This window comes from Mesorhizobium australafricanum (assembly GCF_033977265.1).
In the GTDB taxonomy this organism is placed as follows: domain Bacteria; phylum Pseudomonadota; class Alphaproteobacteria; order Rhizobiales; family Rhizobiaceae; genus Mesorhizobium; species Mesorhizobium australafricanum.
Genome location: NZ_JAVIIT010000001.1, coordinates 406,869 through 433,146, shown reverse-complemented (window position 1 = coordinate 433,146; position 26,278 = coordinate 406,869). Strand labels below are relative to the sequence as shown.

Annotated in this window: 22 protein-coding genes; 11 read left to right on the top strand and 11 right to left on the bottom strand. The window is 62.5% G+C overall.

The annotated features are described in order from the left end of the window. Positions 1-5 precede the first annotated feature (5 nt). The 6 genes from rnr (at position 6) to rpmG (ending at position 5,764) form a co-directional block, all read left to right on the top strand. Complete coding sequence (rnr, locus tag RFM98_RS02115) at positions 6-2,315, top strand: ribonuclease R (RefSeq protein ID WP_320307285.1); 2,310 nt, start codon at positions 6-8, stop codon at positions 2,313-2,315. Beyond that, the gene (locus RFM98_RS02110) at positions 2,315-2,758 is read left to right on the top strand and encodes a DUF983 domain-containing protein (protein ID WP_320216445.1); all 444 of its coding nucleotides are present in this window, start codon (positions 2,315-2,317) and stop codon (positions 2,756-2,758) included. The genes rnr and RFM98_RS02110 overlap by 1 nt, the downstream gene beginning before the upstream one ends. Positions 2,759-2,849: 91 nt before the next feature. Further along, positions 2,850-3,590, top strand: coding sequence for an NUDIX hydrolase (locus tag RFM98_RS02105; RefSeq protein ID WP_320307284.1), 741 nt, complete (start codon positions 2,850-2,852; stop codon positions 3,588-3,590). Positions 3,591-3,610: 20 nt separating this feature from the next. Continuing rightward, positions 3,611-4,786, top strand: coding sequence for an MFS transporter (locus tag RFM98_RS02100; RefSeq protein ID WP_320307283.1), 1,176 nt, complete (start codon positions 3,611-3,613; stop codon positions 4,784-4,786). Positions 4,787-4,981: 195 nt separating this feature from the next. Further along, positions 4,982-5,440 carry a YqfO family protein gene (locus RFM98_RS02095; protein ID WP_320307282.1) on the top strand — a complete coding sequence of 153 codons (459 nt, stop codon included), beginning with the start codon at positions 4,982-4,984 and terminating at the stop codon, positions 5,438-5,440. A 156-nt stretch (positions 5,441-5,596) separates the two neighbouring features. Then, positions 5,597-5,764 carry a 50S ribosomal protein L33 gene (gene rpmG / locus RFM98_RS02090; protein WP_006201775.1) on the top strand — a complete coding sequence of 56 codons (168 nt, stop codon included), beginning with the start codon at positions 5,597-5,599 and terminating at the stop codon, positions 5,762-5,764. Positions 5,765-6,272: 508 nt separating this feature from the next. Here the strand turns inward: rpmG and RFM98_RS02085 are convergent. Both RFM98_RS02085 and RFM98_RS02080 read right to left on the bottom strand, forming a co-directional pair. Further along, complete coding sequence (locus tag RFM98_RS02085; protein ID WP_320307281.1) at positions 6,273-7,646, bottom strand: PleD family two-component system response regulator; 1,374 nt, start codon at positions 7,644-7,646, stop codon at positions 6,273-6,275. Positions 7,647-7,679: 33 nt separating this feature from the next. Continuing rightward, entirely contained in the window at positions 7,680-8,051 is a 372-nt protein-coding gene (locus RFM98_RS02080) for a response regulator (protein ID WP_040995610.1), read from the bottom strand. A gap of 240 nt (positions 8,052-8,291) precedes the next feature. Between RFM98_RS02080 and RFM98_RS02075 the strand changes: the two genes are divergently transcribed. Beyond that, the gene (locus tag RFM98_RS02075) at positions 8,292-8,591 is read left to right on the top strand and encodes a DUF3572 domain-containing protein (protein WP_127227217.1); all 300 of its coding nucleotides are present in this window, start codon (positions 8,292-8,294) and stop codon (positions 8,589-8,591) included. Then, positions 8,588-9,241, top strand: coding sequence for a hypothetical protein (locus RFM98_RS02070; RefSeq protein WP_320307280.1), 654 nt, complete (start codon positions 8,588-8,590; stop codon positions 9,239-9,241). The genes RFM98_RS02075 and RFM98_RS02070 overlap by 4 nt, the downstream gene beginning before the upstream one ends. A 9-nt stretch (positions 9,242-9,250) precedes the next feature. On the opposite strand, the gene RFM98_RS02065 is transcribed toward RFM98_RS02070, so the two are convergent. Together RFM98_RS02065 and RFM98_RS02060 are read right to left on the bottom strand one after the other, a co-directional pair. After that, entirely contained in the window at positions 9,251-10,828 is a 1,578-nt protein-coding gene (locus RFM98_RS02065; protein WP_320307279.1) for a YdgA family protein, read from the bottom strand. 101 nt (positions 10,829-10,929) lie between these two features. Next, positions 10,930-11,505 (bottom strand): GNAT family N-acetyltransferase, encoded by a 576-nt coding sequence (locus RFM98_RS02060; protein WP_320307278.1) that lies wholly within the window; start codon positions 11,503-11,505, stop codon positions 10,930-10,932. A gap of 65 nt (positions 11,506-11,570) precedes the next feature. Between RFM98_RS02060 and RFM98_RS02055 the strand changes: the two genes are divergently transcribed. Continuing rightward, positions 11,571-12,899: a DNA polymerase IV gene (locus RFM98_RS02055; RefSeq protein ID WP_320307277.1), complete on the top strand. Its 1,329-nt coding sequence runs from the start codon at positions 11,571-11,573 to the stop codon at positions 12,897-12,899. A 4-nt stretch (positions 12,900-12,903) separates the two neighbouring features. Here the strand turns inward: RFM98_RS02055 and RFM98_RS02050 are convergent, their stop codons facing one another. Beyond that, the gene (locus RFM98_RS02050) at positions 12,904-13,389 is read right to left on the bottom strand and encodes a hypothetical protein (RefSeq protein WP_430682237.1); all 486 of its coding nucleotides are present in this window, start codon (positions 13,387-13,389) and stop codon (positions 12,904-12,906) included. 333 nt (positions 13,390-13,722) lie between these two features. Between RFM98_RS02050 and RFM98_RS02045 the strand changes: the two genes are divergently transcribed. Beyond that, positions 13,723-14,604 (top strand): DMT family transporter, encoded by an 882-nt coding sequence (locus tag RFM98_RS02045; RefSeq protein ID WP_320307275.1) that lies wholly within the window; start codon positions 13,723-13,725, stop codon positions 14,602-14,604. A 103-nt stretch (positions 14,605-14,707) separates the two neighbouring features. Here the strand turns inward: RFM98_RS02045 and RFM98_RS02040 are convergent, their stop codons facing one another. Continuing rightward, positions 14,708-16,396 (bottom strand): DUF7055 domain-containing protein, encoded by a 1,689-nt coding sequence (locus RFM98_RS02040; protein ID WP_320307274.1) that lies wholly within the window; start codon positions 16,394-16,396, stop codon positions 14,708-14,710. 193 nt (positions 16,397-16,589) lie between these two features. On the opposite strand from RFM98_RS02040, the gene RFM98_RS02035 reads away from it, so the two are divergent. Continuing rightward, complete coding sequence (locus RFM98_RS02035; RefSeq protein WP_320307273.1) at positions 16,590-17,453, top strand: class I SAM-dependent methyltransferase; 864 nt, start codon at positions 16,590-16,592, stop codon at positions 17,451-17,453. Positions 17,454-17,554: 101 nt separating this feature from the next. On the opposite strand, the gene RFM98_RS02030 is transcribed toward RFM98_RS02035, so the two are convergent. The 5 genes from RFM98_RS02030 to RFM98_RS02010 all read right to left on the bottom strand — a co-directional run bounded on the left by RFM98_RS02030 (position 17,555) and on the right by RFM98_RS02010 (position 26,060). Then, a complete protein-coding gene (locus RFM98_RS02030) occupies positions 17,555-17,977 on the bottom strand; it encodes a GtrA family protein (protein WP_320307272.1) in 423 nt (140 codons plus the stop codon). Positions 17,978-18,015: 38 nt separating this feature from the next. Further along, the gene (locus tag RFM98_RS02025) at positions 18,016-19,020 is read right to left on the bottom strand and encodes a glycosyltransferase (protein ID WP_320307271.1); all 1,005 of its coding nucleotides are present in this window, start codon (positions 19,018-19,020) and stop codon (positions 18,016-18,018) included. Continuing rightward, entirely contained in the window at positions 19,010-20,230 is a 1,221-nt protein-coding gene (locus tag RFM98_RS02020; protein ID WP_320307270.1) for a glycosyltransferase family 2 protein, read from the bottom strand. The genes RFM98_RS02025 and RFM98_RS02020 overlap by 11 nt, the downstream gene beginning before the upstream one ends. Positions 20,231-20,420: 190 nt before the next feature. Further along, a complete protein-coding gene (dnaE, locus tag RFM98_RS02015) occupies positions 20,421-23,948 on the bottom strand; it encodes a DNA polymerase III subunit alpha (protein WP_320307269.1) in 3,528 nt (1,175 codons plus the stop codon). 99 nt (positions 23,949-24,047) lie between these two features. Continuing rightward, the gene (locus RFM98_RS02010; protein ID WP_320307268.1) at positions 24,048-26,060 is read right to left on the bottom strand and encodes an acetyl-CoA carboxylase biotin carboxylase subunit; all 2,013 of its coding nucleotides are present in this window, start codon (positions 26,058-26,060) and stop codon (positions 24,048-24,050) included. Positions 26,061-26,278 lie beyond the last annotated feature (218 nt).

Sequence of the window (26,278 nt, the reverse complement as noted above, 5' to 3'; positions counted from 1 at the left end):
AGGACGTGGCGCGCAGGATCTCCGGAAGAAGCCATGGCGATCCGCGCAACGCCGACACGAGGGCCAAGGTAGTCAAGGACGATTACCGGCCCTCGCGTGACGAGATCCTGCGCTACATCGCCGAAAATCCCGACCGCTCGGGCAAGCGCGAGATTGCCAAGGCCTTCGCGTTGCGCGGCGAGGACCGCATCTGGTTGAAGGACCTGTTGCGCGACCTTCAGGACGAAGGCCTGCTTAACAAGGAGCGGAAGCGTCTCACTCGCTCGGGCGCCGTGCCACACGTTGCGGTGCTCGACATTTTCGGCCGCTACGATGACGGCGCGCTTCTGGCGCATCCGAACGAATACACCGGCGCCGGCTCGCCGCCCGTCATCGCCATCCGCATCTCGCGCGCCGCCGGCGGCCCAGCGCCCGGCATCGGCGACCGCGTGCTCGCCAAGACCTTCCCGACCGACGATCCGTCAGGCCCTGCCTATACCGGCCGGGTGATGAAAATCTTCGAAAAACGCAGCGACGCGGTGCTCGGCGTCTTCCGCGTGCTGAAGGATGGTACGTTCCGCATCGAGCCCGTCGAACGCCGCCAGCCGGAACTGATCGTCGACAAGGAATTCCAGAACGGCGCCAGGAATGGCGACCTCGTGGAGGTCGAGCCGGCACGCGCCTCGCGCTTCGGCCTGCCGCGCGCCAAGGTGCTGGCGGTGCTTGGCTCGCTGAGCAGCGAGAAGGCGGTCTCGATGATCGCCATCCACGCCCACGATATTCCCCATGTCTTTCCGGCGGACGTGATTGCCGAGGCCGAAGCGGTGAAGCCGGCGACGCTTGACCACCGCGAGGACTGGCGCGATCTGCCGCTGGTGACCATCGATCCGGCCGATGCGAAGGACCATGACGACGCCGTCTTCGCCACACCCGATACGGGCGAGAGCAATCCCGGAGGCGTCGTCGTCACCGTGGCGATCGCCGATGTCGCCGCTTATGTCCGCTATGGCACGCCGCTCGACCGAGAAGCCTTGAAGCGCGGCAATTCGGTCTATTTCCCGGACCGGGTCGTCCCCATGCTTCCCGAACGCATCTCCAACGATCTCTGTTCGCTGCGCGAGGGCGAGGACAGGCCGGCCATCGCCGTGCGCATGACCTTCTCGTCGGAAGGCCGCAAGCTCAGGCATTCCTTCCACCGCGTCATGATGAAGTCGGCGGCAAAGCTCGCCTACCCGCAGGCGCAGGCCGCGATCGATGGAATTCCTGACGATAAGACGCGGCCGATCCTCGACAGCGTCTTGAAGCCGCTATGGGATGCCTATGCGCTGCTCAAGCGCGGCCGCGATACCCGCCAGCCGCTGGAGCTCGACCTGCCGGAGCGCAAGATCCTGCTGAAGCCCGACGGCACGGTCGACCGCGTCATCGTGCCGGAGCGACTCGATGCGCATAAGCTCATCGAGGAGTTCATGATCCAGGCCAATGTCGCGGCCGCCGAAACATTGGAGGGCAAGAAAGAGCCCCTCGTCTACCGCATCCATGATGCGCCGTCGCTCGCCAAGCAGGAATCGCTGCGAGACTTCCTGCAAACGCTCAGCCTGTCATTGGCACGCGGCGCGCAGATGCGGCCCAGCCAGTTCAACGGCATTCTGGAGCGGGTGCGCGGCGCTGACAACGAGGCGCTGGTCAACGAAGTGGTGCTGCGCTCACAGAGCCAGGCCGAGTACTCCCCGAAGAACATCGGCCATTTCGGCCTCAACCTCAGGCGCTACGCGCATTTCACCTCGCCGATCCGCCGCTATGCCGATCTGATCGTGCACCGTGGGCTGATCGCAGCACTTGGTCTGGGGCCCGGCGGCCTGACGCAGCAGGAGGCGGACAGGCTGGAAGAGGTCGCCGCGCTGATCTCGGCGACGGAGCGCCGTGCCATGGCCGCCGAGCGCGATACGGTCGACCGGCTGGTCGCCGCCTATCTCGCCGAGCGCGTCAACGATACGTTCGACGCGCGCATCTCCGGGGTCACCAAGGCCGGCCTCTTTGTCCAATTGCCGCAGTACGGCGCGGACGGCTTTATTCCGGTGTCAAGTTTGGGTGGAGATTACTATATTTACGACGAAACCGCCCGATCGCTCTTCGGAGAACGCACCGGCAAGGGCTATCAGCTCGCCGATCGCGTCGAAGTTCGCTTGGTCGAGGTCGCGCCAATGGCCGGCGCGATGCGTTTCGAGATGCTGACCGACCCGAAGCCCCTGCCCGGATCGAGGCGGTCGTTCCACAAGGCCAAGGGCCGCGCCCGCGCGTCGCAATCGCGCTCCGGACCGCGCGGCAGGAGAAGTTGATGCCAGGCGATTTGCAGGTGGAAGAACAGGTTTTCGGTGGCGAGCATCACTCTGGCCGCGTCGCCCGCCCGCTGTGGACGGCGATGAAGCGCGGCATGCTCGGCCGTTGCCCCCACTGCGGCAAGGGGAAGCTGTTCGGCGCTTTCGTAAAGCCCGTGGACAAATGCGAGGTCTGCGGCGAGGAGCTCCACCACCATCGCGCGGATGACCTGCCTGCCTATCTGGTTATCGTCATCGTCGGCCACATCGTGGTTGGCTCGTTCATGGCGGTGCAGGCCACCACCACGCTCTCGACCTTGCAGCATGCGCTGATCTGGGTGCCGTTGACCATCATTCTTGCGCTTGTGCTGTTGCAGCCGGTCAAGGGCGCTGTCATCGGCCTGCAATGGGCGCTTTATATGCATGGCTTCGGCGACGAGAAGGACGAATTCGAGAGCAATTGATAAGCCAGGTTCTACCGCTGTCGGCCCTGGTGCAAAGGCCGCGATGCGCAAGCCACTTTCGCATCCGGGAAGTTTCCGCTAGGTCGAGCGCATGGAACGAATGACCAAGGCGGATGTCGACAAGCTCGATAAAGGCTTGGCCGTGCGCAGCGGCCGGGCATTGCGTCCGCGTGATGCCGCGACCCTCATTCTGCTCGATCGCAGGGACAAGGATGTTCTGGTGCTGATGGGCCGGCGCCATGCCGGTCACGCCTTCATGCCCGGAAAATTCGTCTTTCCCGGCGGCCGCACGGATCCGGCTGACAGCCGCATTCCCGTCGCCGCCCCTCTGCGCGGCGAAGAAGAGAAAAAGCTGGTCGCGGGTCCCGGCCGCGCGAGCGCGGCGCGCGCGCGGGCAATTGCCCTGTCGGCGATTCGCGAGACCTACGAGGAAGCCGGGCTGCTGATCGGCCGCAAAGGCGCTTTCTCGACCGTAAAGCGCGACTGGCAGGGCTTCGTCGAACATGACGTGATCCCGTCGCTGGACGCGCTCCGCTTGATCGCCCGCGCCATCACCCCGCCCAATCGCGTGCGCCGTTTCGACACGCGCTTCTTCAGCGCCTGGCGCCACGATGTTGCCGTGGAATTGCCCGACGGCGGTCCGACCAACGAACTGGAAGAACTCGTCTGGCTGCGGCTTGCCGATGCCCGTAAGGCCGACATCCCCGACATTACCGGCATGATCCTGGAAGAACTGGAAACGCGGCTTGCCGACGATCCCTTGCTGCGGCCGGGGGGCGCCGTGCCGTTCTTCCGGCTTGTCCGCAACCGCTTTGTCCGCGAAGTCCTTTAGAAGCAGAGCATTTTGATCCCATGACGGTCGATACCCACGAACAGGGCGACGAACGCGTACACTGGCTGCCGATGATCGCGGCGATCTCCTCGATCAGCGTCGTCGGCATCGCCATCGGCCTCGGCATGCCGCTGCTCAGCGTCATTCTGGAAAGCCGCGGCCATTCCGCTTCGATGATCGGCCTCAACACGGCTGTCGCCGGCCTCGCCTCGATTGCCGGCGCGCCGCTCGCCACCCCGCTTGCCATGCGGCTCGGCGTCGCCCGGACCATGCTGATAATGATTGCCACCGGCGCGCTCGCCTTCGTCGGCTTCCATTTCGCACCGGACTTCTGGATGTGGTTTCCGCTCCGCGTCGCCCTGCATATCTCGCTGACGGTGCTGTTCATCCTGTCGGAATTCTGGATCAGCACCTCGGCCCCGCCGAACCGGCGCGGCCTTGTGCTTGGCATCTACGCCACCGTGCTGTCGCTCGGCTTCGCTGCCGGACCGTGGCTGTTCGCCCATCTCGGCAGCACGGGCTTCCGGCCATTCGGCGTCACCATAGCGCTGGTGACGCTTGCCGCTATCCCGGTGCTGGCGGCCCGCAATGAGAGCCCGACCATCGTCGCCGACAGCGAGACCAGCCACTTCCTGCGCTACATCTGGCTGGTGCCGACAGCCACCTTTGCCGTGCTTGTTTTCGGCGCCGTCGAGACCGGCGGTTTCTCGCTGTTTCCCGTCTATGGCAGCCGCATCGGCTATTCGGAGGCCGACGCAGCACTGCTGCTGACGATGATCGGACTCGGCAATGTGCTTCTGCAGATCCCGATCGGCATGATCAGCGACCGTATCTCGGACCGGCGCCATCTGCTTCTGGCCTGCGCCACCGTCGGCCTCGTCGGCACCGTCTTCATGCCGTACTTCGCGCAGAACTGGCATCTGATGGCGGCCCTCCTGTTCGTCTGGGGCGGCGTCGTCGCCGCCATGTACACGATCGGGCTTGCCCATCTCGGCTCCCAGCTATCCGGCCATGAACTGGCGTCCGCCAATGCCGCCTTCGTGCTTTGCTACGGCGTCGGCATGGTGCTGGGTCCACAGGCGATCGGCATCGGCATGGATGCCTTCGGCCCCTCAGGCTTCGGCTGGGCGCTGGCGATCTTCTTCGCCGCCTACATGGTTCTGGTCCTGGTCAGGCTGGTGCGCAGGATTCTCTAATGCATGTCGCCCAGAAGTGTACGCGGTTCTGGGACAACGACATGCATAAAAACAAGGACCTAAAAGCGCGTCGCCTGAATCCGTTTCAGCGCGACGCGCTTTAGGCGAATGTCGCCGAAGCGTCGGGCATCCTGACATCACCGTGTCAGCAGCACCCCTGCTATACCCTGCCTCAACGCAGGTAGGAGAATTGCGATGATCGACAGCGGCTTTGAAACCAGCTCCCTCAGGATGGAATTGCTTCTGCTCGTGACATTCCAGGCGCCGGCCGCCGATGTCGAGCGCATCATGGAGGCAGTGGTGGCGATCACGCCGCTGCGCATGGGCAAATATGACTCCAACGCCTATCAGTCGGCGCAAGGCATCGAGCGCTACCGGCCGCTCGAAGGTGCCGCCGCCGGCGCCGAAAACGACTTGCGGCGGCGGCCGGGCACAGTCGAAGTGTCGTTCGAGATCGCCGACGACCAGGCCCTCGCCGCCCGGGTCGTCGAGGCGATATTCCAGGCCCATTCCTACCAGGAGCCCGTCATCCGTATACAGCCGCTGCTCGCCAGCCGATCCAAGGGCCTGGACGACCGCGCCAATCCGAACCGCTGGTGGAACACGACGGGCGACTGGAAAAAGACGGGCCGGCTGATCGGGGAGAACGCCTGAAGCGGTGAAATCGGCCATGCCGAAATGGGGCAAGGAAGGCGCCCGGGCTTGACTTTCCGGGCGCGTTCTTTATGTGTCGCGCCAAGTTTCCCGCGTCCGGGTGTTTTTCCCGTGCTCCAGCGGCCAAAACTCCACGAACATTAACGGACGAAAATCATGGCCAAAGCCGCAAACATCAAGATCAAGCTTCTGTCGACCGCCGACACCGGGTTCTTCTACGTCACGAGCAAGAACAGCCGTACCAAGACGGACAAGCTCTCGTTCCGCAAGTACGATCCGGTCGCCAAGAAGCACGTCGAGTTCAAGGAAACCAAGATCAAGTAATCTGGCTGTCCTGAGAAATCAAAACGCCGCCCTCTGGGCGGCGTTTTTGTTTCAGGAAAGACCGGACGACAAGGAACCGCGCCGCTGTTCAGCGCACGGTTCCGATGTCGGTTTTTCGAAAAGGGGGCCGGTCGGCGTTTGGCAGCGGTACGAGGAGGCCACTATGTGCCAGCGCCGGCCGGCCGACCCCACGGACCCAGGAGATGCGGCGGACCTGAGCATCATGGGGTATTTTCGGATCGGGCCGGCTAGTCTACCCTCGTGCCGGCCTCGCCTTCTGTCTATGCGTCGCAGATTTGCGCAAGACCTTATAAAAATCAACCATTTCTTAACCACCGCTCGCGAATCGCTTGGATTAAGGTAAATTCGTAACCCTGTTGGGACGACTGCGAATTAGCGGCTTTTACCAAAGCATGTCTCCCAAAAGTGGGAACCGGTTTGGGGACAAGGACGTGCGCAAGATCAAAATCTAAGCGTAGGGAGCGGACCTGAAAGATCGCGACGCGCTTTAGGCTGCCTTGGCGACCACCCGGTTGCGGCCGCCGCTTTTGGCCTCATAGAGCGCAAGGTCGGCGCGCTTCATCAGCGCGGCGACGCTGTCGGTTCCCTTCAGAAGCGAGGACACGCCAACGCTGACCGTGACCTCGATCGTCCTGCCGTCGTTTCCGACGGCAAACGGCGCTTGCGCGATCTCGGCGCGGATGCGCTCGGCAACCTTCTCGGCGACGGCGCCGTCGGTGTCGGGCATCACCACGACGAACTCCTCGCCGCCAAAGCGGCAGGCGAGATCGATGCCGCGCACATTCTTGCGCAGCCGCCTGGCGAACTCGCGCAGCACATCGTCGCCGCCGTCATGGCCATGGGTGTCGTTGATCGCCTTGAAGCGATCGAGATCGGTGATCATCACCGACAGCGGCCGCCGCCGCGCCACGGCGCGATCGAACAGCGTCTGCAGATGGCTGTCGAGGTAGCGCCGGTTGTGCAGCCCGGTCAGCCCGTCGATCACCGCCATCTCGATCGTCTGGGCGACGCTGGCGCGCAATTGGTCGTTGTAGCGCTTGCGCCGCACCTGCGTGCGCAGGCGCGCCGTCAGCTCGTGCTGGTCGATCGGCCGGATCAGGTAGTCGTTGATGCCGAGTTCCAGGCCGCGCAGGATCCGGCCCTCCTCGCCCTCGTCGGCGAGCAGCATGATCGGCAGGAAGCGCGTGCGGTCGAGCGAACGAAGCTGCGAGCACAGTCTCAGCGCATCGAAGTCGGCGAAGGCGGTCGAGATCAGCGCGCATTCGTATGGCGTCTCTGCCGCCTGGAAGAACCCTGCGTTCGGGTCGGTCGCGACATCGAGTTCGGCAGTGTTGCGCAGCATCTTCTGGATACGTTCGACGGAAGACCTGCGTTCATCGATGAGAAGCACTCTCGGCTTGGTATCCTCGGTCGCGAAATCGCGGCTCAGAAGTTCCTCGATGCCGATATTGCGCGTGGTCGAGGCGCGCAGCCTTAGCTCGTCGGTCAGCGACTTCAGCCTGACAAGGCTCTTCACCCGCGTCATCAGTTGCAGGTCGTTGACCGGCTTGGTCAGGAAATCGTCCGCGCCGGCCTCGAGGCCGCGCACCCGGTCCGAGACCTGGTCGAGCGCGGTGATCATGACGACGGGGATATGCGAGGTCGCCGGATCGCTCTTCAGGCGCTTGCAGACCTCGAACCCGTCCATGTCGGGCATCATCACATCGAGCAGCACGACGTCGACCTTGCCGTTCTCGCAGGTTTCGATCGCATCCGGACCGCTATTGGCCGTCAGCACCTCGAAATACTCGGCAAGCAGCCGAACCTCCAGCAGCCGCACATTGGCGGGGATATCGTCGACGACGAGGATCCTCGCGGTCATCTCAAAAGGCTCCGGTTCTGCTGGTATCAGGCATCAGGCATCGCCCAGATAGGATTTGATCGTCTCGATGAAGCGCGGCACCGAAATCGGCTTGGAGATATAGGCCTCGCACCCACCCTGGCGGATGCGCTCCTCATCGCCCTTCATGGCGAAGGCGGTGACGGCGATGACGGGGATCGAATGCAATTCGTCGTCTTCCTTCAGCCATTTCGTCACTTCCAGACCGGACACTTCGGGCAGCTGGATGTCCATCAGGATGAGGTCCGGCCTGTGCTGGCGCGCCAGATCCAGCGCCTCCAGCCCATTGCGCGTGCGAACCGTGTCGTAACCGCTGGCTTCGATGAGGTCCCGAAAGAGCTTCATATTGAGCTCATTGTCCTCGACGATCATCACCTTCTTAGCCATCAATTTCCCGTCCCGACCGCCCTCGAAGCCGAAGGCCGTCGCAATGCGTCCCCTTCGGACCGCACCCAACCCTTTTCCACTCTAGCCCAATATGATTGACGAAACGGAAACCGGAGGTTGGAAAGCTGCATCAATTCCACCTTCGGACGTTGTACGGGAGAGAGCGGAGGCTTGCCGCAAGCGACGCTTGCCGTTACTGCGGAGAGAGACTCAAAAAAATCCACCATTCCAAAGGTAATGATGGCGAACGCAGCGTCAATGCGCGAGGAAGCGGAAACCATTGCCGTCAAGGCATTGGGCTTCGTCGCCGCCGACCCGGAACTTCTGCCGCGCTTTCTGGCGATCACCGGCATCGACGCGCAGTCGATCCGCAAGGCCGCCGCGGAGCCCGGCTTCCTTGCCGGCGTTCTGCAATTCATCCTCGCCCACGAGCCGACGCTTCTGCGCTTTGCCGAGGAAACCGGCACGCCGCCGGCCGCCGTCGGCAAGGCACTGCGCGCGCTTCCGCTCGGCAACGATGATCACGAGCGCTCGACATGAGCGACGATCCCGAGACAGCGCGGCAGATCGAGGAGCTTGCCGCCGATGACCGGCCGCTGCTGGTGCTCGACGTCGACGATGTCGTGCTCGAATTCATCCGGCCCTTCCCGCACTACCTGAAGTCGCGCGGTTTCGGCCTGACGCTCGCGTCCTTCCGCCTTACCGGCAACATCGCCGAGACGGCAACCGGCCGGCTGATCGAGCAGCCGGAAGTGACGGCGCTTCTCGGCGATTTCTTCGACACTCAGGCCGATTGGCAGAGCATCACCGACGGCGCCGCGGACGCGCTGGCGATGCTCGGCCAAAGCGCCGAGATCGTCATGCTGACCGCCATGCCGCACAAGCATCGCGCCGCGCGCCGCGCGCATCTCGATGCGCTGGGGCTCAATTACCCGCTGCTGACGACGGAGATGGCCAAGGGGCCGGCAATCGCAAAACTGCGCGGCGCCAAGGGCCGGCCCCTCGCCTTTGTCGACGATCAGCCCTCCAACCTGGTCTCGGCGCGCAATTCGGTTTCGGACGCCAACCTCTTCCATCTGATGGCCGACAATTCATTGCGCGCCTTCCTCCCGCCGACGCCCGAAGACATCATCTCGGTCGAGGACTGGCGCGAGGCGGCGCCCAAGATCGCGCGCGCTCTCGGGCTCTAGCTCAAGCGCTCAGGGCTGCAGCTTGGCGCCTGCCCCGCCATTGTCGCCGCCGTCCGAATCGTCGCCTCCGGTGGAACCATCCGTTCCGTTCGCGCCGTCATCGCCTGCGTTGTCATCCTGGCCCGCGCTGTCGTCCTGGGCGGCATCCGGCCCCTTCAGCATGGCGCCGTTGACCGCGACGGACCCGTCGGCCTTGGTGTTGATCACCCACTCCAACCGGCCGTCCGGCAGCGTCTTGCCAAAACCTTTGACGGCCAGCGCAAACGGGAAGGCCTGCGCCATTTGCTCGTCGCTCTTGGCCCCTTCCTTCAGGGCATCGACGATCTTGTCATAGCCGGCGACGTCGACGGTCACGGTCGCATCGGGTTTCTCGCCGGGAAACGTCATCTCGCCTTCCATCGCCACCTCGATGTCGGCGTTCTTCACCGTGCTGTGCGCGATCACGACCTTCGGATTCTTGGCCTTGAAATCGGCGACCAAGGCCTTGCCGAATTCATCCGACAGCGGTGGATTCTTATTGAGATCAAAGGCTTCGATCGCCTTTTTCGCCATCGTATCGAGGTCGATATTGGCGCCGCCGAAATTCAGGTCGATCTCGGTGGGCAGCAACGGCACGGTCCATTCGGGCAGGGTCTGATGCGGGATTGTCAGCCCGGTGGCCTTGATCGTGTAATCGACCTTGCCGTTCTGGGAAACGCCGTCCATGCCGAATGCGGTGCTGAATTGCGCGGCCCCGAACTTGCCGACAGGGCTATCCACCTCGAAATCCTTGAAACGGTAATTGCCGTCGACCCTTTCCCAGACGGGCAGTGCGGCCAGCATCAGCGATTTGAGCTCCGCCTGGTTCGCCTTGAGCCTGGCTTCGTCCTCATTGGCCACGGCAAAGGCAAGCAGGTCGAGCAGCGGCTTCGTCCGCACGCCTTTGCCGTTTGCGTCCACGGAAAGCTCCGGCGTTTTCAAGGTGAGCGGGAAATTCATTCCACTGTCGGGATCATCGACCTTGATCCTTTCGACGAAGTCCGAGACTTTTTGCGTGGCCGTGAAGTCGACGCCGCCATTGGCGGATTTGGTCGCGACAACGGTGGCGGTGCCGGCGCCGGTCGAGACATCGGCCTGCTGCTTGGCTTCGCGGGACGTCATGGTCATCCCGGTCACCGAACTGGTTCCGCTGGTGAAGGCCGCAAGAGCCGGATCGTAGACGCTCGTCAGCTTGCCGTCCTTGATCGTGAACTCCATGCTCTGACGGCCTTCCGGCCCATCGAATTCGAAGGACGCGCCTTGCGAAAAATTCGACGAGACATCCCATGACCCGTCGCTGCGCGGCTTCACCATCAAGGCGTATGGCGCCATATCGAATTTCAGGAGCTTCTGCTCAGGCAGCGCATTGACGAGCGCTTTGATGTCGAGCGCGATCTTATAGGCATCGCCCTCGACCGAAACCTTGAGCACGCCCGTGTCGAACGCCTGCTTGCCGAAATAGCGCGCCAGATTGTCGGAAAGCTGCTTGGCGCCTTGATTGTCGACGGTCTGGGCGAAAGCAGGCGCGCTGAGCGCTAGGGCAAAGGCAAGTGGCAAAATACGCTTCACGTCGGTTCTCCGTGATCTCGGAAGACGAAATATCTGTGCTTCTGGTAGGCAAGAAGCGTTACAGCCGCAAGACGCCGACTGTAGGCTAAAAGCGCGCCCGGCTAAAGCACCAGCCGCATCAGCGGCCGGCCGGGCTTGCGCTCGACAAGCCTTTCGAAGCCAGCCTTCTCGAACACCCGCGATGAGCCGACAAAAAGCCCGATCGAGCGCGAATCGCGCGACAGGTCGATCGGGCAGGCTTCCAGCAACCTTGCGCCGTTCTCGCGGGCGAAGGCGATGCCGCCCTCGACAAGGCGGTGCGTGATGCCCCGGCCCCTCGCCTTGACGCGGATGAAGAAGCAGGAGATCGCCCACACATCCGGGTCGCTGGCATCGGCCGGATCGACCGGTGCCGAACCCCTGCCCTGATTGTTCCACTCCGGCACGTCGGCGCGCGGGCCGATCTGCATCCAGCCGACGGCCTTGCCGTCCTCGAGCGCCAAAAGCCCCGGCGGCGGGCCCGCCTCGATTCGCGCCTTGATCAGATCCTTGTTGCGCTCCTTGTCGCTGGCGCGGCGCTCCGCCGGCGCCAGGCGGAAATGCGTGCACCAGCAGCCGTAACAGGCGCCCTGCTTGCCAAACAGGTCCTCGAAATCGGCCCAGCGCTCAGGAGTCAGCGGTGCTATGGTCGTGCTCATGCGTTCTCCCCAGGCCAAGCTTGTTGCCAGCCTTGCGCTGTCGTACCATTGCATCTGTTCTCTTTATGTTCGCAGCGATGGCGGCTCCTGTCAACAATCCCGAACACGGTTTTTGCCGTGACTGCCTGGCTTTCCAGCGCTCAGAGACGCGTCGCTGTGACCGCTGCGGCAGCCCGCGCCTTGTCCGTCACGCCGAGCTCTACCGCCTGCGGATCGCCCATATCGATTGCGACGCTTTCTACGCGGCGATCGAAAAGCGCGACAATCCGGCGCTGAAGGACAAGCCGGTGATCATCGGCGGCGGCCGACGCGGCGTCGTCTCCACCGCTTGTTATATCGCCCGTATCCAGGGCGTTCGCTCGGCCATGCCGATGTTCAAGGCGCTCGAACTGTGCCCGGAAGCGGTGGTGATTCCACCCAACATGGAAAAATATGTCGGCGTCGGCCGCCAGGTGCGCGCGTTGATGCTGGCGCTGACGCCGCAGGTCGAGCCGCTGTCGATCGATGAAGCCTTTCTCGACCTCGCCGGCACCCAGAGGCTGCACGGCATGCCGCCGGCGCTGGTGCTGGCACGCTTTTCGCAGACGGTGGAAAAGGAGCTCGGCATCACCGTTTCAGCCGGCCTCTCATACTGCAAGTTCCTGGCAAAGATTGCCTCGGATTTCCGCAAGCCGCGCGGCTTTTCGGTGATCGGCGAAGCGGAGGCGCCAAGCTTTCTCGCCGCGCAGCCGGTGACAATGATCTGGGGTGTCGGCAAGGCCTTGGCCGCGACGCTGGAGCGCGACGGCATCCGCATGATCGCGCAGTTGCAGCGCATGGAGCGCGGGGATCTGATGCGTCGCTATGGCGTGATGGGGGACCGGCTCTACCGGCTGTCGCGTGGCGAGGACGACCGCCCGGTCGATCCCGACGGCGATGCCAAGAGCGTCTCGGCAGAAACCACCTTCGACACAGACATCGCCACCCTGGCGGAGCTGGTGCCGGTGCTGCGCGGCCTGTCGGAAAAGGTCTCGGCGCGGCTGAAGAAATCCGGCATTGCCGGGCGCACCGTGGTGCTCAAGCTCAAGACGCAGGATTTCAAGACCCGCACCCGCAACCGCCAACTTGGCGACCCGACACGCCTGGCCGACCGTATTTTTCAGACCGGGCTCGACCTGTTGCGCCGCGAAGCCGACGGCACGAAATTCCGCCTGCTCGGCATCGGCGTCAGCGACCTCTCCGACGACGAAAAAGCCGATCCGCCCGATCTTGTCGACGTGCAGTCGCGCAAGCGCGCGCTGGCCGAAGGCGCGATGGACACGTTGCGCGACAAGTTTGGCAGGAAAGCCGTCGAGACCGGCTACACATTCGGCAAGGGCCGCACCGCCAATCCGCCAGAGCCGCTGGAAGATTGAAGGGTCAGGTCCGCTTCAGATCGATCCGGCTCGTCACCACCATCTTGCCGGTCGCCGGATCCATGTCGGTCACCGTCATCCGCATATCGTCCGGCCCGGTCTTTTCAACGGTCAGCTCCGCGTCGCGGTCGCCATTGACGATTTTCGCCCAGCGGATGTCGAGGTTGATCGCATCGCCCTTGCGGCTTCCACTGAGCCCGGCGGGTCCGCTGCGCGAGCCGATATAGGTGCCGGTGTAACTCGCCCCGCTGACCTTCAGGTCGGCACGGATTTCCCGCGACATGATCAACAATGCACGGCAGGTGCCATCGAGCGACAACGAGTCCGCCGTCGCGTTCGAAGTGAAAGTGCAGTTGATGTTCATCACCGGCGTGTTCGTTCTGATCCTGACCGTTCCCTTGCCGGAAAATTTTCCGTGCAGCGAGCGCAGGAAAGCCGCCTCGTCGGCATGCGCGCCCGTCGGGCAGAAAAGACAGGCGGCGGCCAGCAAGGCAGCGGTCGATTTCATCAAGACGTTCCCTCTCGCGATCACTCAGGCAATCCCAGGAAAAGCGTAAAACGGTTGGTCTCAGCGACTTCGCCGTACCCTTCCGTCCCGAATTGCGTCAAAACAAAGAGCTGGAGTGGTTCCCCGTTTCGCGGAAACGGGAACCCCGCCAGCCGGTTCCTTCCGGAGGAAGGCCTAAGCGTGGACTTAACGGGTGCCCAGGCGCCAGGTTCCGCCGTCGCGATGACGGTTTTTTGACACCCTGTTCACTGGCCCAGTGGAATGACGCCGCTAATGGTTGCGGCCAAAGTCCGGTCTTGCGACATAGAGCCCCAAATGGCACCTGCTCCCTCGATCCCAAAAGCCGCGCTCTGGATGGCGCTGTCAATCACCTCGTTTCTGGGGATGTCGATTGCTGGCCGCGAGACGACCGCCGAGCTCAACGTCTTCCAGGTTCTGGAGCTGCGCTCGGTGATCGGCTTCTTCATCCTTTTGCCGCTGGTGATGATGAACGGCGGTTTTGCCGCAATGCTCACGCAGCGCCCTTTCGCCCATATCGCCCGCAATGTCATCCACTATACCGGCCAGGCTGCCTGGCTCTACGCACTGACGCTTATTCCGCTGGCCGTGCTGATCTCGATCGAGTTCACGACGCCGATCTGGACCGCGATCCTGGCGGTCGGCTTTTTGGGGGAAAGACTGTCGCGGTCGAAGCTGGCGGCGATCGTGCTTGGCCTGATCGGCGTGGTCGTCATCGTGCGGCCCAGCGCGGGCTCGATGGATCCGGGCCACCTCGTCGTCCTGGGCGCAGCGGTCTGCTTCGGCATCTCGATGGTGCTGGTGAAGTCGATGACCAAGACCGAGAGCGTGGTGCGCATCATCTTCTGGATGCTTGTCATCCAGTCGGCGGTGGGCCTCATCCCGGCGCTGTATTATTGGCACAACCCCTCGCCCGGGCTTTGGCCGTGGATATTCCTGATCGCCTTCACCGGCATGTCGTCGCATTTCTGCCTGGCGCGCGCGCTGGTTCACGCCGATGCCACCATCATCTCGCCGATGGATTTCCTGCGCGTGCCGCTGTCGGCTCTGGTCGGCTGGCTGCTCTATCATGAGCAGATCGACGTCTTCACCGCCGGCGGCGCTGCCCTGATCCTGGCCGGCAACCTGCTCAATTTGCAGAAGAAGACGCCGCAGCCTGCCGAGATGGCCGCGTCCTAGGCAAGTAAGTCGGTAGCCTGGTTCGGTCGCTTACGATCCGACCGGGCTTGGCTGACGCCGACACAACTGCCGTCAACGCCCCGTCGATCGAGCAGCACTCGGTTCAATCGTAGACGTCGGCAAATAGAGAATTGTCGCTGCCGGATTTGAAATGGCCAGCGTACGAACCCGTCGGCAGCAGCAACGCTTCGCCTGAGCTGTTGCGCAATGTCACCGTCTTCGGTCCGGTCGAAAATTGAAATGGCGGGTCAAGTACTTTGCCGTCGACTTCGACCTGACCCCGCAACGGCGTTCCGTCTGCGCTGTAGAGCGCATAGCTTCCAGCAATGGGAACATCGAAAACCTTCCGCTCACCGGGAGCAAGGCGGTAACCAGCGATCCAAAGGTTAGGTGCCACTCTGACGTAGCTGTTCAAAACCAGCGGCGCGACTACGGGATAGATATAGTCCATCCGGTAAGACCATAGGATCAGCTTCGGCCGAGACTTGCTCAGGACACTATACGCCTCGGAGTGTCCGCTTTCCCGCAAGGTCGCGAGCACATAGTGTTTGTCGAGCCACAAGGTCGTCGGCTCCATCCGATTGGGCAGCATTCCTATGCCATCGAAATAGCGTTCATCCGGCGCGAGCAGTGACTCCGCACGCGCCACAAGTTCAAGTTGGGCCGCATTGTCGATGCGAAGGTAGAGTAGATTGGCAACGAAGCTTATGGCCATGGCCGTGACCAGCGCTATCCAAGCAAGGCGCTGGTAACGCACGCGGGCTGCGATGCCGTCGAGCATTGTCAATGACCATAGTGACATGAACGGCAACGCCATGATGAACACATAAGGCCACGGCTGGTCGTGCGCGAAGACCAGCACCGTGATGACGACGGAGAAGACCAGCGCAATTCGCCTCCGTTCGTCGAACTTCATGATCTGTGTTAGGGACAGAACTATGCCGGCGAAACAGAAGACATAGAGAACATAGTTCCGCGCGAGCGTCTGAAACACGAATTGCCTCAGACCCCCATAGTCACCACCCCCGCGCGTCGCGATCTCGATCGGGCCGAATACGAGGTTCCTGGCGATCGGAATAGGGTCAGCTCCGCCAAAGATGAAGCAGTAGACTATTATGGGAACAGTCCATCCCAGCACGAGCCACACGCCGCGGGCCACACCTGCTGCGTAGCGTCTCATCAAAGCTGCGTCGGCGACCAGACTAAGGCCTAGCGCCAGGTTGAAGTAAATTGATTTCTGCGTCGCGAGGAATGCCATGCCGCTCAGGCCGCCAGCGGCGACAATCTGCCATCCCCTCAATTTACGCGCCCGCAAGACGACCAGCAGCGCCGCCACGGCGAAGAACACCGCCAGCGGTTCGGCGATGGTGCGAAAGATACGCTCCATGAAATTCGAGAAACACAAGAGGAGGAGGACGATGATCAAGGCACGGATCCGATCTTCCCCAAGCGCGCGAGCGCAGGCGTAGACCATGGCCACGGTAGCACACGCCAACAGGGCGGTTTGCATGCGACCGACAAGCAGGATCGATGTGGCGTCCCAGCCGATCAGGTGGGCGATCTCGTAGAAGATCGCATAGCCAACCGCCTTGGGATGCCAGATCGTATCGAAGAGGCCGTTGGAGAAATATTTTGCCCATCCGAGCTGGACGAATTCGTCCATGACAAAGCGGCATTCATACGCAAAGACGAATAGAATGACGATCTTTATCGCGACGGCGATACCTATAAATGCAGTTGCTGTTCGGGATAAATCGTCATCGTTACTCGTTTCCACCGCTTCTGTTGTCATCGAACTTACGGTGCCAAATTCTTTGCAGCCACAAAGAGCCTGAATCGTTGAAGAAGGTGTATTGTGCGCACGGAATGCGCACGCTCACAAGGCAGCTTGAGGCAATGGCGTTAGCTGTTGCCAGCATCCGAATGGAATGTTGATATTGTCTTGTGCTGATCGGATTGCGATGCACGGCTAAGGGGTGTTCCGAATGATCTGCTTTGGTGATGATTCGGAAGCGTGCCAGTATGTGTCGCTGGGCCAGTTCCTGGATCGTAGCGGCAAGTTCGAGCACGTCGAGGTTGTGCGCTGCATGCGTTGTGGTCACGGTGTCTCCATGCCGCCGTTGCCTGATGTGGCCTTTCTTTACCAAAACCGAGAGAGCCAGGATTTTCAGCCGGACGCGAAAGGCCTCTCACACGCGATCAAGGATATTGCCTTCCGCTCACAGGCCAGAAAACTCTTGCGGCAAGTTGGCGGCGCGGAGGGAAGGATTCTTGATTTCGGTTGCGGAAGCGGACAATTCACAAGAATCCTTGGTGAAATGGCTGGCGATGCTTCGACAGTCATTGGTGCCGACATGCACGTCGAACCTCCGGTTGAGCTGGCTAAAAGGCCATATCTAGGTCCTGCGGAACTCGACTCCTGCAGGGAAGGCTTTGACATCGTTATTGCATTGCACGTCTTGGAACATGATGACGATGCTGCCGGATTGCTCGCGACCATATCCGGGTATGCGCGCCATGGGGGCAAGATCGTGATCGAGGTTCCGAACATCGATTGTGTGTGGGCTAGGGCGTTCGGAAAATTTTGGGATGCGTGGTATCTGCCGTACCACAGACACCATTTTACTCGTAACTCACTAGTCAGATTGATGCAGGGCAACGGCCTCAAAATTGAGTCCGTACATAGGGTGACCGTTCCGACAATGGGTAGATCATTCGCCGACATTTTCGGAGGAGCTAATAATTTGTTCTGGCTGCTACTGGGCATCTTAGCACACCCATTGCAAGTCCTGGGGGAAGTCCTGACACACAATCCGTCCGCAATCAGGGTGATTGCCACCAAGGAATAACCAGCAAATACCAGCTCACCGTTTACAAAATCAGAAATGGTGAGCATTGCAGCGACCTTTTTCGCACGTCCTAATCGCCAGTTCAGGGCGATACACGACCGTTACCGCCGCCGCAGATAGAGTCGCGGCAGTATGGCCCAGTGCGCAGCGATAAAGTTCCAGAAGAACAGAGCGACGGTAGCGATCGGAGTCGCTATCGCAACACTAAAACCGAGGCCAGAACACAGAACAATCATCATGGCTACCGAAATTGGATAGGCCATGGCCACGCCACCTACGAAACGCGCCAATGCCTCAAAGCGAAGTGGCTCGGCAAAGGTGAACCGGCTGTGCAGTGCGTATCCAATTGGCGTCACCGCCAAGAACGAAATCACGGTGCCCAGCAGGTAATGCACCCCCACCTGATCGGCCGCAATCATAATGGCGTTGTGCGCAGTTGCGCAAACAGCCCCGACCAGCGCGTACCGCCACCCGCGTTCCACAAGTGGTCTTTTGCTGACACCGGCATGGGATTGCTGATCCAACTGCTCGTTCGTGGGTATAGGTGGACCCGGCATCGGCGTCAGAAAGCCCCTGTTAGTTTCGCGCGAAGCCGGCACGTGACACGCTCCCGCAACCGCGAGTCACGCAAATAGCGCCTCATGCCGATCGGTCCGAGCGAAAGCACAACACGCGCGGCGCGGACCAAGGCCATCAGGTCGCCGCCCGAGGCGGCGGCCAGCAGCACGTTGACGCTGATCGATGCCCGGGCGGCAGGTTCGACCCAGCGTCGGCTGCTCGCCGGAAGTCGGGGAAGATAGCGCTCCATGACAATCTGCATTTGCGACCGGAACTCGTTGACGTCACGGGAGCCGGTTACGGTCAGCGAACTGCCATGAACCCGGAAGGCTGTCGTGATCTCGTCGTGATAAATGACCGGAGCGGTACTGGAGAGCTTCACCCATATGTCCCAATCCGGAGTGTACCACAGCTTCTCATCCATGCCCCCGCACGCCAGCCATGCGGTTCGGCGGAATATCGGAGCGGGCACCGAGACAAAATTTTGCACGAGCAGCCGCTCCAGCAGGAATTGCGCCCCGAGCAGCTTGCCAGCCGGCAAAGGGCAGTTCCAGCGCCCAATTCGACGGCCGAAGCGGTCAATGATAGCGGTCGGAGCCAAATGCAGTCCGGCTTCGGGCGAGCCAGCGAGCCAGCGGCGGACGGCTTCGACGCGCCCGGGCAACCACAGGTCGTCTTGGTGAAGGATGCAGACGTGATCAGCGGCCGCTAATTTGACGCCTAAATTGGTCTTCGCCTGCCAGGGCGCAAGGTTCCTTCGCTGTAGCAACCGAAGGGGCAATCGGTGGGCAAATCGTTCGACAATGGCAGCTGTGGTGCTCGTCGGGCTGCTGTCGACAATAATGATTTCCAGGTTGCCGTTTGGCTCGGCAACCAGCGAGTCAAGTGTCGCTTCGATCCATGCAGTCCCCTCGTGGACCGGCATGACGACGGATAGAAATGGCTTTTCGTCCGCGCTGCGAGCTGCTCGAGTTTCCGCTCGGAAGCCAGCCGGACGGTCAGAACACACGCCTGTCACCCAAGTTATCAAGCAGCAGCTTGAGCACGAAGCCGGACAGCACCATGGACATGCCGGCCACGCAGGCGGTGGTGGTCACAAAGGTCAGGTGGACCGACTGCTCCATCGGGCCGCCGACAAAGATCCAGTGCAGCGCCAGCAGCGCGTCTGCGACAAAGCCAGCCACTGCCAGCACGCCGCCGGAAAAGACCAGCCATTCCAACGGGCGGCCGCGCATCAGCCAAGGTACGATCCGGTCGCTGTGGACAGGGTGATAGATAGCGATCGCCACCTTGGCCAGCACACCGAACAGAATCGCTAAAAGGCCGATCAAAGTCGCCATGGAGGAGAGCGCGACGAAGTGAATTCCGAAATACCAACCACCGATCCGGACGGGTCCGGCAGCGAGGGCCGCAAGGCCGAAGATGCCCGCCAACAGCAAGCCCGCTCCCGGTATAAGGTACATGGTGTCTGGTGCATGGGCTATGATCAGCCGCAGGTGTCGCCAGCCGTCGCGGAACGAGCGCAGATGAGGCGGACGGCCGCGCTTGTCGGGATAGAGCTTGATCGGCACTTCGCGGATCACGAGACCCGCTCGATGCGCGTTGATGACCATCTCCGAGGCGAATTCCATGCCGGGCGAGCGTGCGCCCATCCTGCGGAACGCATCGCGGGTGAACCCGCGCATGCCGCAATGAAAATCACGTATCGGAGAATGATGAAGCCAGCGGGCAATCGTCGAAAGCACAGGATTTCCGAGATACCGGTGCAGCGGCGGCATGGCGCCAGGCTCGATACCGCCCGCAAAGCGATCGCCCATGACCAGTTCGGCGCCACCCTCTAACGCGTCGATGAAGTCGCCGAGGTTGCTCCAGTCGTAGGAGTCGTCCGCGTCCGCCATGACAAGGTACTTGCCTCGTGCGGATTCAGCCGCGGCACTGATCGCCGCGCCGTATCCCTTGACCCGTTGGTGCACGACGCGCGCGCCGAGGGACTCGGCAATCTCGACCGAGCGATCGCTCGACCCGTTGTCCCCGACCACGACCTCACCCTTGATGCCTCGCTTCGCAAAAACATCAAAAGCCTTGCGAATGCAGATGCCGAGCGTGCGCTCTTCATTCAGGCAAGGGATAACAGCCGACACGAGCGGAGCCTCCGCACCATCAGCGCGACCGCCATCCCGACCCGTCTGGACCGGCGCAAAATCCAACCTGTCGACCATGATGCCCCCCTGGCCCAATCGTCAGCCTTCCAGGCAACGCAGGCATGCGCCCCGGCGCCTGTGCGCAACACTAAAACAAGTTAGCTAATAATAATATACACCCGTCGCGTGTCGTCGGGCTTGGGGTATTGCGGTAAATGCAGCGTATTGGCGGGAATTTCATCCCCGCGCTACATGCGACGACTGGCGGCTAGACCAGCTCCACCTCCACCACGCCCGGCACCGCGCGCATCGCCGATGCGACCTGCGGCGAGATGCGGTAGCGGTTGGGCAGCTCGATCTCGACCTCGCCCTGGCCGGCGTCCTTGATCAGCACGAAGCTCACCTGCCCTTCGCCCTTGACCGAGAGCTGGTTGGCGAGCGTCCCGAGGGGTGCTGCATCGCGCACGAAAATGCGCAGCGCCTTCTGGATGCGGCTGGCTTCGTCCTCCAGCGACTGCACCGTCTGGATGCGCAAATTGATGCCTTCCGGCCGGTCTTCCGCCGAAACCGTGATCACCACGGAGCGGCCGGGCTCCAGCATGTCGCGATACTGCGCCAGCCCTTCGGAGAACAGCACCGCCTCGTACTGGCCGGTCGTGTCGGAAAACTGCACCACGCCCATCTTGTTGCCGGTGCGGGTCTTGCGCTCCTGCTTGGTGGTGACGGTGCCGGCAAGGCGCCCGGCGGCCGCACCCCGTTTGACCGCGGCCGAGAATTCACCCCAGTTCTGCACCCGCATCTTCTGGAGTGCTGCCTTGTACTCATCCAGCGGATGCGCCGAGAGGTAGAAGCCGACGACCTGGAACTCGCGATGCAGCCGGTCCGCGGCAAGCCATGGATCGGTCGCCGGCAGGTTGAGCGCCTGCGATTGGCTTCCAAGCGAAGCGCCGAAAATGTCGGCCTGGCCGGAAATAGCGTTCTGCTGCGCCAGCGAGGCAAGGCCCATCATCCGTTCGACGCCGGCCATCATCTGCGCGCGGTCGTGCCCGAAGCAATCGAGCGCGCCGGCCATGATCAGGCTTTCGAAGACGCGCTTGCCGACGATCTTCGGATCGACCCGCTCGCAGAAATCGGCAAGGTTCTTGAACGGCTTCTCGCCACGCTTGTCGACGATGTGCTCGACCGCAGCGTCGCCGACGCCTTTGAGCGCCGCCAGCGAATAGAAGATCTTGTTTTCGCCGACCTCGAACGGACGGAAGCTCGACATCACCGACGGCGCCACCACCTCGATGCCGAGGCGCATCGCATCCTGGCGGAAATCGGCAAGCTTGTCGGTGTTGCTCATGTCGAGCGTCATCGACGCCGCCAGGAACTCGACCGGATAATGCGCCTTGAGATAGGCGGTCTGATAGGAAACGACCGCATAGGCAGCCGCGTGCGACTTGTTGAAGCCGTAGTCGGCGAACTTGGCCAGGAGATCGAAGATGAAATCGGCCTGCGGCTTGCTGACGCCGCGCTCGACCGCGCCCGTGACGAAGCGCTCGCGCTGCTTGTCCATCTCGGCACGGATCTTCTTGCCCATGGCGCGGCGCAACAGGTCGGCTTCGCCGAGCGAATAGCCCGACAGCTCCTGCGCGATCTGCATCACCTGTTCCTGGTAGACGATGACGCCTTGGGTCTCTTTCACCAGGTGGTCGATCTTGGGATGGATCGAGGCCATCTCCTCTTCGCCGTGCTTTCTGGCGTTGTAGGTCGGGATGTTCTCCATCGGGCCGGGACGGTAGAGCGCCACCAGCGCGATAATGTCCTCGATGCAGTCCGGCCGCATGCCGATCAGCGCCTTGCGCATGCCGGCACTTTCAACCTGGAACACGCCGACCACCTCGCCGCGCGACAGCATGGCGTAGGTTTCGGGATCGTCGAGCGGTATCGTGGCGAGATCGATGTCGACGCCGCGCCGGCGGATGAGCTTCACCGCCGTTTCCAGCACGGTAAGCGTCTTCAGGCCGAGGAAGTCGAATTTTACCAGTCCCGCCTGCTCGACATATTTCATGTTGAACTGGGTGACCGGCATGTCGGAGCGCGGATCGCGGTACATCGGCACCAGTTCCGACAGCGGCCGGTCGCCAATGACGATGCCGGCGGCATGCGTCGAGGCATGGCGGTAGAGGCCTTCGAGCTTCTGCGCCATGTCGAGCAGCGTCTGGACGATCGGCTCCTTCTCCGCCTCCTCGGCAAAACGCGGCTCGTTGGCGATGGCATCGGCCAGCTTGACGGGGTTGGCCGGGTTCTGCGGCACCATCTTCGAGAGCTTGTCGACCTGGCCGTAAGGCATCTGCAGCACGCGGCCGACGTCGCGCAGCACCGCGCGCGCCTGCAGCGTACCGAAGGTGATGATCTGCCCGACCTGGTCACGGCCGTATTTCTGCTGGACGTAGCGGATGACCTCCTCGCGCCGGTCCTGGCAGAAGTCGATGTCGAAGTCCGGCATCGAGACGCGATCCGGGTTGAGGAAGCGCTCGAACAGCAGCGAGAAACGCAGCGGGTCGATGTCGGTGATGGTGGTCGAATAGGCGACCAGCGAGCCGGCGCCCGAACCACGCCCCGGCCCGACCGGAATGCCTTGCGCCTTCGCCCATTTGATGAAGTCGGCAACGATCAGGAAATAGCCAGGGAACTTCATCTTCTCGATGATGCCGAGCTCGAATTCGAGCCGTTCGCGATATTGCTCGACCGTGTAGCCCGGCGTCGGTCCGTGCGCGGCAAGCCGCGCCTCCAGTCCCTCTCGCGCCTGCCGCGCAAGCTCGGCTGCTTCGGCCTTCTCCGCGGCATCCTTGTCAGTGGCGTCGGCGCCGGTGAAGCGCGGCAGAATCGGGCTGCGGTTCTTCGGATAGTAGGAACAGCGCATCGCGATCTCGACCGTGTTGTCGATCGCTTCCGGCAGGTCCGAGAACAGGCGCGCCATGTCGGCCTGGCTGCGCAGGAAATTGTCCGTCGCGAGCCGCCGGCGGTTATCGGCCGCAACCACCGAGCCCTCGGCGATGGCGATCAGCGCATCATGCGCCTCGTAATCATCGCGCTTGGAGAAGAAAGCCTCGTTGGTGGCGACCAGCGGCAACTCATGCGTATAGGCCAGGTCGATCGTCGATTTTTCGACCATGCGGTCATAGCCGGCGACTCGTTCCAATTCGACATAGAGCCTGTCTCCGAACAGGCCTTTGAGGAACAGCAGCCGCTGTTCGGCGAGGTCGCGCCGATCGGCCTTCAGAGCAGCGCCGATAGGACCGCGCGGCCCTCCCGTCAGGCAGATCAGCCCATCGCACCGGCCTTCCAGCGTGGCGCTGGCCAGATGCACCGGCTCGCCGGGCGGCGTCTCCAGATAGACCTTGCTGATCAGCCGCACGAGATTGCCGTAGCCGTCCTCGCTGGCGGCGATCAGCACGATCGGCGACATTTCCGGCCCATGGCGGCGGCGGTCGCGCTGGCCGTCGCCTGCCTCGCCGGAAAAGGCGAGATCGATCTGGCAGCCGATGATCGGCTGGATGCCGTCCTTGACCGCCTTCTGGGCGAATTCGAGCGCGCCGAACAGATTGTTGGTGTCGGTGACCGCTATCGCCGGCGCCTCGTCCTTCACCGCATGGCCGACGATCGCGCCAAGCTGCAAGGCGCCTTCCAGCAGCGAATAAGCCGAATGCACGCGCAGATGGATGAAGGTCCGCGCCGGCGTTTCAGGCCGCGCGGCCTTCACGGCTGCTTCGCGCTGCAACGGGTCTCGTGGAAGTCGTTCATCCGCCATGGGGCTCGTATCGCTCGAAAGGACTCAACATCGGTGCAGATGTATTGTCCGGGAGCGCGTGATGCGAGTCCAGCGGTCACCGGTGCACAGCAAAGCCGCTCAGGCAAATTCCATGATCACCGCGTCGACCGCCAGGCTGTCGCCAGGCTTTGCGTTGAGCTTGGCTATCGTGAGGTCGCGTTCGGCGCGCAGCACATTTTCCATCTTCATCGCCTCGACCACGGCCAGCGTCTCGCCGGCCTTGACTTCCTGCCCTTCCGCGACGGCGATCGAGACGACAAGACCAGGCATTGGGCAGAGCAGCATTTTCGAGGTGTCCGGCTGCAGCTTTTCCGGCATCAGCCTTTCCAGCTCCGCGATGCGTGGCAGCATCACGCGCGCGGTCACCGACATGCCTTTCCAGGCGATGCGCAGGCCGTTCAGCATTGGGCGGACCTGCGCCGAAATCCTGTTTGCGCCGACCGCGCCCTGCCAGATCGCGTCGCCCGGCCGCCAGTCGGAGGCGACGGTCAACGGCTTGCCGCCGTCGATCGACAGGTCGACCTCCATCGGGATGGAGATCATGCCGTCGACGATCTCGACCGGAAGATAGTCGGCGCCGATCTTGACCACCCAGTCGCGCTTGAGATGGCCCGAATGCGGCGCCAGCCTGCCGGCGAGGCGGTCCAGCCGGTCGCGGCGCAACAGTTCGATCGCCGCGGCGACTGCGGCGAATACCGCCCGCTCCTCGCCGTCCGGCTCGACCGGCGCGAAGCCGTCCGGATATTCCTCGGCGATGAAGCCCGTCGACAGCCGCCCCTCGCGCCAGCGCGGATGCTGCATCAGCGCCGCCAGGAACGGGATGTTGTGTTCGATGCCGTCGACGACAAAGCTGTCCAGCGCCTCCGACATCGCGTCGATCGCCTCCAGCCTCGTCGGCGCCCAGGTGCAGAGCTTTGCCACCATCGGGTCGTAGAACATCGATATCTCGGACCCTTCGGCGACGCCGGTGTCGTTGCGCACGATGATGTCGCCGAACGTGCCTTCTTGCGGCGGCCGGTAGCGGGTCAGCCGGCCGATCGACGGCAGGAAATTGCGGAAAGGATCCTCGGCATAGAGGCGGCTTTCCACCGCCCAGCCGTTGAGCTTCACGTCGCCTTGCCTGATGCCGAGCTTTTCGCCGGCGGCGACGCGGATCATCTGCTCGACGAGGTCGATGCCGGTGACGAGCTCGGTCACCGGATGCTCGACCTGCAATCGCGTATTCATTTCAAGGAAATAGAAGTTCTTGTCTTTGTCGACGATGAACTCGACGGTGCCGGCGCTCTGGTAGTCGACAGCCTTCGCCAGGGCCACCGCCTGCTCGCCCATCGCCTTCCTGGTCTTGGCGTCGAGGAATGGCGACGGCGCCTCCTCGACCACTTTCTGGTTGCGGCGCTGGATCGAGCATTCGCGCTCGCCGAGATAAAGCGCGGTGCCATGCGCGTCGGCCAGTACCTGGATTTCGATATGGCGCGGATCGACGACGAATTTTTCGATGAAGACGCGGTCGTCGCCGAAGGAGCTTTTCGCTTCCGAACGCGCCCGATCGAAGCCGTCGCGCACCTCCGCCTTGCTCCAGGCGATGCGCATGCCCTTGCCGCCGCCGCCGGCCGAGGCCTTGATCATCACCGGATAGCCGATCTCGCCGGCGATCTTTTCGGCATGGTCGGCGTCTTCGATGACACCGAGCCAACCCGGTACGGTCGAGACCTTGGCCTCGCTGGCGAACTTCTTCGATTCGATCTTGTCGCCCATGGCCTTGATGGCCTTGGGTTTCGGTCCGATGAAGATGATGCCTTCCTTCTCCAGCGCCTCGCAGAAAGAGGCACGCTCCGAGAGAAACCCGTAGCCCGGATGCACGGCTTCCGCGCCGGTCTCCCTGCAGGCGGCGATGATCTTCTCAGGCAGCAGATAGCTCTGTGCCGCCGGCGGCGGACCGATATGCACCGCTTCGTCGGCCATTTCGGCATGCACAGCATCGCGATCGGCATCCGAATAGACCGCGACGGTGGCAATCCCCATCTTGCGCGCCGTCTTGATGACGCGGCAGGCTATCTCGCCGCGATTGGCGATCAGGATCTTCTTGAACATTCGGATGTCGTTCCTCCAGCGCAGCGGTCCAGTTCTATGGACAATTCCGGCGCGCCTCAAGTGTCCGCAGGTCGGCTTTCGTGGCCGGTGCCGATTGCAGAAAGCGCGCCGAAAAACGTCGCAAGAGACGTTGGCCGCCAGCGCGGAACTCGCTAAGCTACCCACAACGCCGATGGGATGGCAGGCTGGCATTCGCCACGTGCAGCTTGCCGTTAGCT

Coding starts and splice junctions, on each gene's coding strand:
- rpmG (WP_006201775.1), top strand. CDS start 5,597: ATGGCCAAAGCCGCAAACATCAAGATCAAGCTTCTGTCGACCGCCGAC.
- RFM98_RS02100 (WP_320307283.1), top strand. CDS start 3,611: ATGACGGTCGATACCCACGAACAGGGCGACGAACGCGTACACTGGCTG.
- dnaE (WP_320307269.1), bottom strand. CDS start 23,948: ATGGCGGATGAACGACTTCCACGAGACCCGTTGCAGCGCGAAGCAGCC.
- RFM98_RS02055 (WP_320307277.1), top strand. CDS start 11,571: ATGTTCGCAGCGATGGCGGCTCCTGTCAACAATCCCGAACACGGTTTT.
- RFM98_RS02040 (WP_320307274.1), bottom strand. CDS start 16,396: ATGACAACAGAAGCGGTGGAAACGAGTAACGATGACGATTTATCCCGA.
- RFM98_RS02035 (WP_320307273.1), top strand. CDS start 16,590: ATGATCTGCTTTGGTGATGATTCGGAAGCGTGCCAGTATGTGTCGCTG.
- RFM98_RS02095 (WP_320307282.1), top strand. CDS start 4,982: ATGATCGACAGCGGCTTTGAAACCAGCTCCCTCAGGATGGAATTGCTT.
- RFM98_RS02045 (WP_320307275.1), top strand. CDS start 13,723: ATGGCACCTGCTCCCTCGATCCCAAAAGCCGCGCTCTGGATGGCGCTG.
- RFM98_RS02085 (WP_320307281.1), bottom strand. CDS start 7,646: ATGACCGCGAGGATCCTCGTCGTCGACGATATCCCCGCCAATGTGCGG.
- RFM98_RS02075 (WP_127227217.1), top strand. CDS start 8,292: ATGGCGAACGCAGCGTCAATGCGCGAGGAAGCGGAAACCATTGCCGTC.
- RFM98_RS02010 (WP_320307268.1), bottom strand. CDS start 26,060: ATGTTCAAGAAGATCCTGATCGCCAATCGCGGCGAGATAGCCTGCCGC.
- RFM98_RS02020 (WP_320307270.1), bottom strand. CDS start 20,230: ATGGTCGACAGGTTGGATTTTGCGCCGGTCCAGACGGGTCGGGATGGC.
- RFM98_RS02060 (WP_320307278.1), bottom strand. CDS start 11,505: ATGAGCACGACCATAGCACCGCTGACTCCTGAGCGCTGGGCCGATTTC.
- RFM98_RS02070 (WP_320307280.1), top strand. CDS start 8,588: ATGAGCGACGATCCCGAGACAGCGCGGCAGATCGAGGAGCTTGCCGCC.
- RFM98_RS02080 (WP_040995610.1), bottom strand. CDS start 8,051: ATGGCTAAGAAGGTGATGATCGTCGAGGACAATGAGCTCAATATGAAG.
- RFM98_RS02110 (WP_320216445.1), top strand. CDS start 2,315: ATGCCAGGCGATTTGCAGGTGGAAGAACAGGTTTTCGGTGGCGAGCAT.
- RFM98_RS02105 (WP_320307284.1), top strand. CDS start 2,850: ATGGAACGAATGACCAAGGCGGATGTCGACAAGCTCGATAAAGGCTTG.